General features: G+C 49.1%; 12 protein-coding genes. 4 read left to right on the forward strand and 8 right to left on the reverse strand.

Going from position 1 to position 11,400, the window contains the following annotated elements; translation table 11 throughout:
* The first annotated feature begins 94 nt into the window (after positions 1-94).
* The 3 genes from AB8599_RS01615 to folA are packed head-to-tail and all read left to right on the forward strand — an operon-like array spanning position 95 to position 1,839.
* Entirely contained in the window at positions 95-862 is a 768-nt protein-coding gene (locus tag AB8599_RS01615) for a threonine/serine exporter ThrE family protein (RefSeq protein ID WP_407332074.1), read from the forward strand.
* Complete coding sequence (locus AB8599_RS01620) at positions 859-1,323, forward strand: threonine/serine exporter family protein (RefSeq protein ID WP_407332075.1); 465 nt, start codon at positions 859-861, stop codon at positions 1,321-1,323. Before AB8599_RS01615 ends, AB8599_RS01620 begins: the two co-directional genes overlap by 4 nt.
* 36 nt (positions 1,324-1,359) lie before the next feature.
* Positions 1,360-1,839, forward strand: coding sequence for a type 3 dihydrofolate reductase (gene folA / locus AB8599_RS01625; RefSeq protein WP_407332076.1), 480 nt, complete (start codon positions 1,360-1,362; stop codon positions 1,837-1,839).
* On the opposite strand, the gene AB8599_RS01630 is transcribed toward folA, so the two are convergent.
* The 6 genes from AB8599_RS01630 to lptD are packed head-to-tail and all read right to left on the reverse strand — an operon-like array spanning position 1,836 to position 8,554.
* Complete coding sequence (locus tag AB8599_RS01630; protein ID WP_407332077.1) at positions 1,836-2,672, reverse strand: symmetrical bis(5'-nucleosyl)-tetraphosphatase; 837 nt, start codon at positions 2,670-2,672, stop codon at positions 1,836-1,838. The two genes, folA and AB8599_RS01630, sit on opposite strands and share 4 nt — an antisense overlap.
* Positions 2,673-2,687: 15 nt before the next feature.
* The gene (gene apaG, locus AB8599_RS01635) at positions 2,688-3,062 is read right to left on the reverse strand and encodes a Co2+/Mg2+ efflux protein ApaG (protein WP_407332078.1); all 375 of its coding nucleotides are present in this window, start codon (positions 3,060-3,062) and stop codon (positions 2,688-2,690) included.
* 31 nt (positions 3,063-3,093) lie between these two features.
* A complete protein-coding gene (gene rsmA, locus AB8599_RS01640) occupies positions 3,094-3,906 on the reverse strand; it encodes a 16S rRNA (adenine(1518)-N(6)/adenine(1519)-N(6))-dimethyltransferase RsmA (RefSeq protein ID WP_407332079.1) in 813 nt (270 codons plus the stop codon).
* On the reverse strand, positions 3,903-4,895 hold the full coding sequence (gene pdxA, locus AB8599_RS01645) for a 4-hydroxythreonine-4-phosphate dehydrogenase PdxA (RefSeq protein ID WP_407332080.1): 993 nt from the start codon (positions 4,893-4,895) through the stop codon (positions 3,903-3,905). The genes rsmA and pdxA overlap by 4 nt, the downstream gene beginning before the upstream one ends.
* A complete protein-coding gene (gene surA, locus AB8599_RS01650) occupies positions 4,885-6,180 on the reverse strand; it encodes a peptidylprolyl isomerase SurA (protein WP_407332081.1) in 1,296 nt (431 codons plus the stop codon). Before surA ends, pdxA begins: the two co-directional genes overlap by 11 nt.
* 22 nt (positions 6,181-6,202) lie before the next feature.
* Positions 6,203-8,554 carry an LPS assembly protein LptD gene (gene lptD / locus AB8599_RS01655; protein WP_407332082.1) on the reverse strand — a complete coding sequence of 784 codons (2,352 nt, stop codon included), beginning with the start codon at positions 8,552-8,554 and terminating at the stop codon, positions 6,203-6,205.
* Positions 8,555-8,760: 206 nt separating this feature from the next.
* Here lptD and djlA point away from each other — a divergent pair, with 206 nt between their 5' ends.
* Positions 8,761-9,591 (forward strand): co-chaperone DjlA, encoded by an 831-nt coding sequence (djlA, locus tag AB8599_RS01660; RefSeq protein WP_407332083.1) that lies wholly within the window; start codon positions 8,761-8,763, stop codon positions 9,589-9,591.
* A gap of 28 nt (positions 9,592-9,619) precedes the next feature.
* On the opposite strand, the gene AB8599_RS01665 is transcribed toward djlA, so the two are convergent.
* Positions 9,620-10,573 carry a D-2-hydroxyacid dehydrogenase gene (locus AB8599_RS01665; protein WP_407332084.1) on the reverse strand — a complete coding sequence of 318 codons (954 nt, stop codon included), beginning with the start codon at positions 10,571-10,573 and terminating at the stop codon, positions 9,620-9,622.
* Positions 10,574-10,614: 41 nt separating this feature from the next.
* Entirely contained in the window at positions 10,615-11,337 is a 723-nt protein-coding gene (gene rluA, locus AB8599_RS01670) for a bifunctional tRNA pseudouridine(32) synthase/23S rRNA pseudouridine(746) synthase RluA (protein WP_407332085.1), read from the reverse strand.
* Positions 11,338-11,400 lie beyond the last annotated feature (63 nt).

The raw sequence follows: 11,400 nt of genomic DNA on the forward strand, positions 1-11,400 counted from the left end.
TTCATCCAAATCAAAGTAAAGCCAGTTCAATTAGCGTACAAACATACCTCTGTCAGGGAAAGAGTGGAGTAGTAAGGTGCAAGAGGTGCCAGAAATGAGCGAACCCGTCCAGAGAGAAGTCTCGAGGCTAGTGAGCCATGCCGGACAAATGTTGTTACAACATGGGGCGGAAAGTAAGCTTGTCAGTGATATTTGCTGTCGACTTGGCGAAGCGCTGGGTTTAGACAGTGTTGAGATTTCATTGTCGGCAAGTTCAATGGTGATCACGACGATCACCCATAAACATTGCATCACTACAGCGAGGCGTTGCCCAGATCGCGGGATCAATATGCGAGTGATCACCGAGATCCAGCGTATTTTGATCATGACAGAGAAAGGCTTACTCGAAAGAGATGGGGTAAGTAAGCGCCTCGAAAGGCTATCACCCGCGCGCTACAATCGCTGGTTAGTGGCTGTGATGGTTGGACTTTCTTGTGCCAGTTTCAGTCGCCTTTCTGGTGGCGATAGTGCGGTGTTTGCGATTACTTTTCTGGCCTCTTTCGTGGGGATGTTGGTTCGACAAGAAATCGGGCATCGCCAGTTCAATCCTCTCCTTAATTTTGGTGTTACCGCTTTCGTTACAACATTGATTTCAAGCATTGGCGCTATGCAGCAGATAGGTAATCAGCCCTATCTAGCAATGGCGTCTTCTGTGCTGATGTTAGTCCCTGGTTTTCCGCTCATCAATGCAGTATCAGACATGGTCAAAGGCTACGTGAACATGGGTATCGCACGTTGGGTGTTTGCCAGTTTGCTGACTCTGGCGACCAGCCTTGGGATTATCGGGGCGATGAATGTAACAGGCGTGTGGGGGTGGTTATGACATTATTGCTGGCGTTACTCCATGACATGTTATTCGCAGCCATCCCTGCCATTGGGTTTGCATTGGTGTTCAATGTACCCGTTAAGGCGCTGAAGTACTGTGCAATGTGCGGTGCATTGGGGCATGGAAGCCGTTTTCTATTCATGCATTTTGGTGTGCCAATCGAATGGGCGACACTTGGTGCAGCAACCTTGGTTGGTATGGTTGGGGTGTATTGGTCTCAGCGTTTGCTGGCACATCCTAAAGTGTTTACGGTCGCCGCTATCATTCCTATGGTGCCGGGTGTGTTCGCGTTTAAGGCCATGATTGCCTTGGTCGAGATAAACAGCTTAGGTTATAGCGAAGCGTTATGGGCGACCATGATGAACAACGCCATTAAGTCTCTTTTCATTATTGCAGCACTGGCGATTGGCTTGGCAATGCCAGGATTGCTATTTTACCGTCGTAAGCCTGTGGTGTAGCATGTCGCGGCGTTTATTAGAAAGGATCAATCCAGCATGAAAATCAGTATGATTGCCGCGATGGCAAAGGGAAGAGTAATAGGCAAAGACAACGCGATGCCGTGGCATTTGCCGGCAGATTTTGGCTGGTTCAAACGAAATACTTTGGGCAAGCCTGTGATCATGGGGCGTAAGACCTATGAATCGATTGGCCGTCCTTTGCCGGGAAGACGCAATATAGTGATCAGCCGAAATAGTGCATGGTCAGCGGAAGGCGTTGAAACGGTGTCGAGTATTGATCAAGCGCTGGGGCTGGTAGATGGCGTGGACGAAGCGATCATCATCGGTGGTGGCGCGATTTATACGGCGTGTTTGCCGCGCGCCGATCGTTTGTATTTGACGTTTATTAATGCGGATATCGACGGTGATACCTGCTTTCCTGATTGGGGCGATGGCTGGCTGACCAGCCATTCAGAAACCTACACGGCAGATGACAAAAACCGCTATGACATGGAATTTGTGGTGCTCGAGCGTTAATGGGCATGCACAGGGCAAGGAAGGCTAAATACTTGGCCATCCTCCCATCGCACCATGGTCAAGGCACCGCCCCAAACACAACCTGTGTCGAGTCCCATTAAATGACGATTTACCACACCCCCCAACGCAGCCCAGTGTCCAAATACAAGAGTTTCGTCAATGGGTTGGCGGTTTTTAACATCAAACCAAGGCACTAAATCGCCGTCAGTCATTTGTTCCGGTGGTAATTTGCAGTCCATATCTAAGCTGCCATCAGCTTGGCAAAAACGCATGCGCGTTAATGCGTTGATGGTGTAGCAGTAACGATCGATCCCTTCCAAGGCCTCTGACCACTTAGCTGGCTTGTTGGCGTACATGTTTTCTAATAGCCATGCATAGCGGTCACTTCGCAAGATGCTTTCTACGACATTGGCATGACGCTTTGCGCTATCAAGATCCCAATCCGGAGGGATGCCTGCGTGGGTCATGACAAAACCAGGTGCGTTGTCATTGCTCGAATCACAATGGATCAGAAGGGGTTGTTGTCGAAGCCAATACAAAAGCTCAGCACGATCGGGGGCATAAAGGATAGGCAGTGTTTTGTCTTTGGTTTTTGCTTTTTTAAACCCTTCCGCAACCGCTAACAAGTGGAGATCATGGTTACCTAGCACCGTATGTCCGTGATCACCCAGAGACTTCACATAGCGCAGCACGGAGAGTGAATCTGGCCCGCGTGCAACTAGATCCCCTGCAAGATACAGATGATCATGGTTTTCATCGAAGCTGACAGTGTCTAGCAGTGTTTTTAGATCGTCAAAGCAACCTTGAATGTCGCCGACAAGGTAAGTGGCCACAGAAGCTCCCGAAAACTAGTGAAGGATATTAGGTAAGGCGAGGCGAAATGGCATCACTTCAATATCAAACTCTTTGTCATCCATATCAATCATGGAGTAAAAGCCTTGCATTACACCGACGGGTGTCTCTATCACAGTCCCACTGGTGTAAGTGTACTGTTCACCAGCCTCGATGAGCGGCTGTTCACCAACAACGCCATCACCTTCAATGACCAGCTTTTTGCCATTTGCATCGGTGACTAGCCATTTGCGGCGAAGAAGCTGTGCGTCGTGATCACCATTGTTTTCAATGGTAATGGTGTAGGAGAAAACGTAGCGCTTGTTATCTGGTTCGGATTGCTCTTCCACATAGTGTGTGACAACCCGAACCATAAATTTGTGATTAACCATCCCTGTCACGCTTCCTTGTTATTGTTATTTTTTACTGCTGTTGGTGGTTTGCATCCAGCCAGTTAGCCAGCGCGACAAACTGCCCCAATGTCAGGCTCTCTGGGCGAGCGGTTATATTGATACCAAGAGACTCAAGTGTTTCCGCGTCAACCAGTGCCTTAAAGCAGTTACGCACGGTTTTACGACGTTGGTTGAAGCCTTCTCGGCACACTCGCTCTAGCCATTTCAGACTGGTTGCTGGGTGCGGTAACTCTTTGTGCGGAATAAGGCGCACAACGGCTGAATCCACTTTAGGCGCTGGCGTGAAGGCCGTTGGTGGCACTTCTAGCACAGGAACAACCTTACAATAGTATTGTGCCATGACGGTCAAACGGCCATATGCTTTGCTGTTTGGACCTGCGGCTAAACGGTTAACCACTTCTTTTTGAAGCATAAAGTGCATGTCTTTCACTGCACCCGTAAAGGTGAACAGGTGGAACATCAGTGGGGTAGACACGTTGTATGGCAAGTTACCAAAAATACGCAATGGATTTTCTGGCGATGACAAAGCGGCAAAGTCGAACTTCATGGCATCACCTTGATAAATTGTCAGCTTCTTTGACAATTCAGGATGATGGCGAAGACGTTCTGCCAAATCGCGGTCAAGCTCAACCACGCTCATTTTGTCAACTTCACGTGCAACAGGCTCAGTCAATGCGCCAAGACCTGGACCGATCTCGACCAAGTTTTCGCCTGGCAGTGGGTTGATGGCCGATACAATGCCGTCAATGATGTACGGGTCGTTCAGGAAGTTTTGACCAAAACGCTTACGGGCACGGTGGCCTAGATGGACTTTATCGCTCATGCTTTCTTATTCACTAATTCGATGGCGTGGGATAGCGCTGTCCGCAGGCTTCCAGTATCCGCCGTACCGGTACCCGCTAAATCCAATGCGGTACCATGATCTACAGAAGTTCGGATGAAGGGCAGGCCAAGCGTAATGTTGACCGACTTTCCAAATCCCTTGAATTTTAACACAGGCAGCCCCTGATCGTGATACATCGCAAGCACAGCATCGGCGTCTTTCAGGTATTTGTCTTGAAATAGGGTGTCGGCGGGCAGCGGACCAATCAGATTCATGCCTTGTTGGCGCAGTTTTTCGAGCGCAGGTTCGATGACTTCAATTTCTTCTCGACCAAGGCAACCGTCTTCCCCTGCGTGAGGGTTAAGGCCGCAGACGTAAATCTTGGGCTCGGCAATACCAAATTTGGTTTTGAGATCGTCATTCAGTATTTCAATGACTTGAAATAGACGCTCTTCAGTAATGGCTTTTGACACGTAGGCCAGCGGGATGTGAGTGGTCACTAGCGCCACGCGCAACCCTTCTGTCGCCAGCATCATCACCACTTGTTGTACATTAGCGTGGTGCTGGAAGTATTCAGTATGGCCGCTAAACGAAACGCCAGAACGATTGATGACACCTTTGTGCACAGGTCCTGTGACGACTGCTGCAAACTCACCCTGCATATTGCCTTCAGCAGCACGTGTGAGTGTATTGAGCACGTAACGGCCGTTGGCTTCATTTAGCTCACCAGGAACGACGTTGGCATCCAGTGGCTCATCGCACACCACTAACACGCCCGGTTTGTGTGCTTCGGCTGGACGTGTGGGGTCGTAATCTTCAAAAGCCACATCAATGCCAAGCACTTTCGCGCGCTCAGCCAGCATGGCTTTGTTGCCACAAATCACCAGTTGGTGAGGCCAATCATCATGCGCAAGCGCTAAGACCAAGTCTGGGCCAATGCCCGCCGGTTCACCCGGGGTGATGGCAATACGTTGAGGATTAGCTTTCATCCGCATCACCAATTTGTTCCACGTAAGCGCCCGCACGAAGCTCTTGCAGCCAAGCTTGAGCTTCTTCGTTGAACTTACGATTCATCAGCATACGGTAGGCACGGTTTTGCATGGCGGCGTCGGTGCGATCTGCCTGACGGCGGTCCAGCACTTCGACAATGTGCCAGCCATGCACAGTTTTAAATGGCTCGCTGATTTCGCCTTCTGAAAGCGCATCCACTTTATCTTTAAATTCAGGCACGTAAATTTCAGTGGTTTGCCAGCCCAGATCGCCACCTTTTATCGCCGATCCTGGGTCCGCACTGTATTGCTTCGCTAAATCTTCAAAGGTTTTGTCGCCATTTTCGATTTGCTTAACCATCAGCTGCAGCTGGCGCTGTGCACCTTCATCACTAAGAACAATCGATGGTTTGATCAGAATGTGTCGTGCTTTCACTTCCGTGACGGCGATGGATTCGAGCCCTTTCACGTCGGCAATTTTCAGAATGTGATAGCCCACACCGCTGCGGAAAGGACCGAGAATAGCCCCTTTACCGTTATTGCCGATCTGGTCTGCAAAAATGGTTGGCATTTCTTCTAAACGTAGCCAGCCCCAATCACCGCCTTCTAGCGCTTTTGGCCCTTTGGAGTTAGCCAATGCTAAGCTGGCAAAGTCTTTGCCTTGTTTTAGCTGTTTAGCCAACAGTTCAGCGTTAGAGGCAACCGCATCGCGCTCTGCTTTTTCAGCATCCTCGTCTAAACGAAGCTGAATATGGCTAATTCGGTACTCGACTTTTTCCAAGTTCTTGGCATTAAGTTGAGTAGCGAGTGATTCCACCTCTTGAGGCAAGATGTTGATACGACGACGAACTTGCGCATTACGTGCTTCGCTAATGGTCATTTCGCGGCGGATTTGGTCACGATACTCTGACCAAGAAATGCCGCTGCGTTTAAGAGACTCTCTCAGCGCGGCCACGGATGTGTTCTTTTCGGCGGCAATGGCATCGATGGCTTGCTCTAAACGTGTATCGTCAATACGGATACCGAGGCGGTTTGCTTCTTGAAGTTGCAATTCTTCTAAGATCAGTTGATCCAGGATCTGTTGTTCCAAAATATCAGCTGGCGGCAGAGATTCAGCATTCGCGTTGAGCGCTACCGTTTTTTTCAATGCCTCAATATCACTTGATAAGATCACGCCTTCATTCACAACAGTGATCACGCGATCTAGCTCTGCCGGTGAGGCAGAGACTGACAACGAACTGGCTGAGATTGTTGCGGCCAGTAAAGCTTTCGTCCATTTATTCATTAGCTGTTCCAAAATCTCACTATTAATTCTTCAGGCCAAATGGGCTGCGGTATCCCAATGCGTTGCCACTGCCTGTGCTGTAGCCAAAGCCTGCGTTTGCACCCAGCCCCAATAAGCTGAAGGACAAAGATATACTATTGTCATACCTTGCAGGATCATTGATGTTACCTCTGGCCAGTAGGTACTCGTTATAATTTAACCCTATGACCCAGCATGCCGATGTGTAGGTGATGCTAAGTTGGTTTTCTAGCATTAAATCTTGGGTTAAGTCGTGGAAATACTGCCCTTGGAAGTTTACCTTGTCGGTGATGGGGAATCCTGTCACCAGACCTGCTTGAGAAATGCCATCTTCAGTGATCAAATCTAGGTTGTCAGCACCTATTGTACTCGCGATGTAGTCCTTTGAAACATAACGGTAACTGGTTTGTGCGAAGAAGCTACCATCGCGGTATTCCAGTGTGGCATTACCAAACTGAAGGTTACTCAAGTTATTGTCATATTCCACTGAGCCTCGCACAAACAGTTTGTCGCTGACGTTTAATTCGCTTTCCACAGCCCATGCTGAGTAGTTGATCGAAGCGTCGTCATCTTGTTGCTGGCGATCCAAGTAATAAATTTGGCCAAAGGCGATGTTAAATCGCTCTTTATAGGCATCATCAAAAAAGCGCGATGCGGCACCAAGGGTAAATTGGTTCGCGGGGTTAATGTAATCAACACTGCTGAATTGATTGGCGCGGAATAAGCCATAGTAATCGGTTTGTAGACGGGCGGTATCATAACCACCACCGGCATAGTTGACTGGGTTGTAGATTCCGCTTTGATCAACATCCTTGATGTACAGGTACTGCACTTGCGGCTCTAAGGTCTGGGTGTAATTGTTGCCCCAAAACGTGTCATCACGTTCTAACGTTACTGTCGCATGCAATTTAGCCATCGGTACGACACGAGACACCGTTTCTTCCAGTGTCTCGCCGTTGTAGCCCGTAACGCCTTTGACATTTGACTGGTCGTAATAGGTGGAATAAACCTTGCCTTGTGCCGACGCACTCAGCCATGGCAGGTTGTAAGGCAAAGTGATGGTAGGTTCTAGATTAACGCGCAGTGCATCGGGTTTACTGTCGTCGTCTGTAGCAAATTTGCTGATCTGCGATGGCATGGAAAAATCCATTCCATAAGCGAGTTCAGGACGATAGTAGTTCATCGCCAATTGAGGCAGCAGCTTATAGACCGAGGTATTTGGGCTTAGTGATTGGAAGCTGCGAACACTTAGCGTGGTGTCCCAGTTGAGATCGCGATACGACACGTCACCCGTTTGCAGCAAGGTATTGTCTTCACGGCTACCAACACGCGAGTCAGTGTGACGTGTGAAATAACCGATATCGCTGACTTTGCTGTAATCAATGTCGTATTTCCAGTGATTTTGAATACCTGAGTGGCGCCAGTTGGCCCCCCAACTCTTGTCGAATTCGGGGTATAGCTCATCGCTTCCCATGTACTCAAACACCATGCTGCCACTGCCGGCCTCAGTGAGGTAACGAGGCTCCATGGTCATGAAAAGGCCACGGTTGGACATGTATTTTGGTGTGATCAACATGTCAGCTTGAGGGTGGATATTCCAGTAAAACGGTGTTTCTAGCTCGAAGCCATCATTGTCATTCCAGCTAACCGACGGGTAGAGAAAACCTGTTAGGCGGCCATCTTCAACCGGCACGCGAAGGTAAGGAAGATAGAAAACCGGCGTGTCGAGCACTTCAAATCGTGCGTGATAGAGATCGGCAAAAATATCACCGTCTTCTTTTTCAATTTTTCCCGCACTAAAGCGCCAACTGTCGTCATTGTCTGGGCATGTTGTGTATGTGCCGTCATCGAGTTCATAAAACGTGGTACCGTTTTTAAACACGCGCTTTGCTTGACCGCGACCAGGCGTACACATCATTTTGTATTCTGCGTCGGTTAGCGTGGTGTCTTCGTTATCGAGGTTGCTCTGCAGCGATTTACCTTTGATCGCAATCTCGCCATCATGAAAATAGACATTGCCTTCTGCGGTCACGATATTTTCTGGCTGACGCAGTGTCGCGGTATCCGACTTTACGGTTCGGTTGCCTTGAGTGACGATCACATCACCACGATAGATAGCCTTCTCGTTCGCTTTCGCTTCGGCATGATCGGCGACGATAGTGACAGGGAGATTGTTTATATCGTCAGTTTTGTCATTTTTCGTGAGGCATCGATATTCTGGCGCGAGGCAGGTTTCTTTCGGGATCACCAAGGGTTTAGTGCTGCCTTGGTTTACATTTGCCTCTTCCGCCACAGCCTGTCCATAGAGCGCGAGCCAAATCATGGAAGATAAAAAACTTTTGGCAGTCGGTGACATGAAAACTCAATCCTGTTGTTGGCATACAGCGCTGGTATACTGTTGCGCGGCACTGTGGCAAATTTGTTCTGCAAAATGTGGGTTATGATAATGCAAATTACTCATATACCCAAACTACCTCTGTCATCATACAGAGAAGGTGGCTTGGGTATATGCGGTTCTGCGTTGTTGCAAATCAAATAGATTAACTAAAAAGAGAAAGAAACATGGCAGTGTGGGGAAAGGTACTTGGGGCATTCTTTGGTTACCTGCTAGGTGGGCCATTCGGATTACTGTTAGGTTTGTTTTTAGGGCATAAGTTCGATAAAGCGAGACGAAATACATCTTTTGGCGGTGGTTTTCGTGGTGCGGATCAACAAGCGCGTCAACAGGCCTACTTTCATGCCACATTCGCGGTAATGGGACATGTCGCCAAAGCCAAAGGGCAGGTGACGCAAAATGAAATTCGTTTGGCCTCCGTTTTAATGGATCGCATGGGGCTACAAGGCGAAGCTCGCCGACAGGCGCAAGATGCATTTCGTGAAGGCAAAGAAAGTGGGTTCCCACTTGAGGATGTGCTGCAAGATGTGAGGCGAACCACTGGCGGTCGCTTTGACTTACTGCAATTCTTTTTGGAAGTACAGATCCAAGCGGCATATGCCGATGGCACCGTGCAGCCCAGCGAGCGTCAGGTGTTGTACACCATTGCAGATATGTTGGGTTTTTCGCGTCAGCAGCTAGAGCAGCGTCTGGCGATGCAAGAAGCGGCGTTTCATTTCTATCAACAGCATGGTCAAAACGGCGGTGGCGGACATCACCAGCAATGGCAGCCTGATACCGCTCAGCGCTTAAAAGGGGCGTACCAAATTTTGGGCGTCGATGAAGATGCCGATGGTCAAACCATTAAGCGTGCCCATCGCAAGCTGATGAATGAGCACCATCCTGACAAATTAGCAGCGAAAGGCTTGCCACCGGAAATGATGGAAATGGCCAAGCAAAAAGCGCAAGAAATTCAAGGTGCTTACGATTTAATTAAGAAAGAAAAGGGCTTCAAGTAGCCCTTTTTCGACCTTGCCAGTGGCTTATCTAAACCAGATTCTGAGGGGCGCCTTTGACAAAGGTGTCCATGTTCTCTGTTAATTGGTTTGCCAGTGCCTGAATGCTGGAATCTGAACCCCAGGCAACGTGTGGCGTCAGAATAAGATTCGGCATGCCAGCATGCGCCAATAACGGGTTCGACATGGTCGCTGGTTCTTGGGTGAACACATCGACACCTGCACCTGCAATCACCCCTTTTTTTAGTGCCTCAACGAGCGCCTGCTCATCAACTAAGCCGCCACGACCCGCGTTAATTAGTATTGCTGACGACTTCATCTGAGCGAACTCTTTGGTGCTCATCAAATTTGTCGTGTTTTCGTTAAGTGGGCAGTGAAGCGTCACCACATCAGCTTGCGAGAGCATAGTTTCAAACGGCACGTAGCCTTCTCGGGTGTGCGTAGCGCCTTTTCTTTCTGAACGTATCACCATCATCCCCACCGCTTTTGCGAGCGTCGCAACACCGTCTCCAAGGCTACCCGATCCAATAATGCCTAGGGTGGCGTCAGCAATGTCGCCGATGGGGTGCGTGAAGAAGCAAAATTGATTTTTCTCTTTCCATACACCGTTTTCTATGTCGCGATGATAGGCGTTGAGGTTGCGACGCAGTGCAAATGTCATTGCTATTACATGCTCGGGCACGGAGCGAGTGGCGTAGCCGCGGATATTGCACACAGGCAAGCCATTCGCGTGGCACCAGTCGACATCAACATTGTTGTAGCCTGTGGCTGATACTGCAATGAGCTTGAGCGATGGTAGCTTAGAAAGCGTCTCTGCGCTTAACATCACCTTGTTAGTGATGACAATGGTCGCGTCAGCAAGACGCTCAAGGATTTGTTCCGGTAAGGTGGATTCAAAGCTTTCCCATTGATGGGGAAATGAAGGCGCAGGAATGCGAATGTGAGCAGGGATGGTGGCGCTGTCGAGAAAGACTATCTTTTCCATGGCGGACTTCCTTTTTCCGCCACTGTAGAACGTTGACAGCGCTATTTCAATAAACTTGCATCGGCTTTAATGCCACGTTTGACCAATGTATCAGTAGGGGCATTGGCGTAGAAATCACAGGGTGCCGACAAATGCATGGGTTCACCTGTGCCAGGGTGAAGAAAACATAACTCGCCCGCATGAAGTTGAAGACGTGGCGAATACTTGTACGCTTGCGGATACGCATAAAATTCATCACCAACAATCGGGTGCTCGAGCGCCAACATGTGTACGCGAAGCTGATGAGATCGTCCCGTGATGGGCAGCAGGCGCATCAATGTGGTTTTCTTCTCGCGCTTGATCACTTCATAGTCAGTGATAGACGGCTTGCCGTTTTCGAAGCACACCATTTGTTTTGGACGATTCGGCCAATCACAAATTAGCGGTAAATCCACACGACCTTCATCAAGCTCAACATTCCCCCAAACCCGCGCGTAATAAAGTTTGTGGGTTACTCGCTCGCGAAATTGCGCTTTCAAGTGGCGTTCAGCGTCTTTGTGCATAGCGAACACAATTAAGCCAGAGGTGGACATATCAAGGCGATGTACCAATTCCGCCTTGGGATACTCTTGTTTGATGCGTGACCAAGCGCTGTCGTAATGCGCAGGGTCGCGACCCGGATTGGTCAAGAGTTCGCTGGGTTTATTCAGGGCGATAATGTCATCATCCTGATAAATAACGTCCAGCCAAGGTTCCTTTGGCGGGTTGTAGATAAAGTCGCTCATGAGTTCGCTCGAAAATTAAACGGCCGGAAGTGTAGCACGACAGGCTTGAAAAAGAAGAGAGTG

Origin of the sequence: Enterovibrio litoreus (assembly GCF_045679545.1) — a bacterium.
Taxonomy (GTDB): Bacteria; Pseudomonadota; Gammaproteobacteria; order Enterobacterales; family Vibrionaceae; genus Enterovibrio.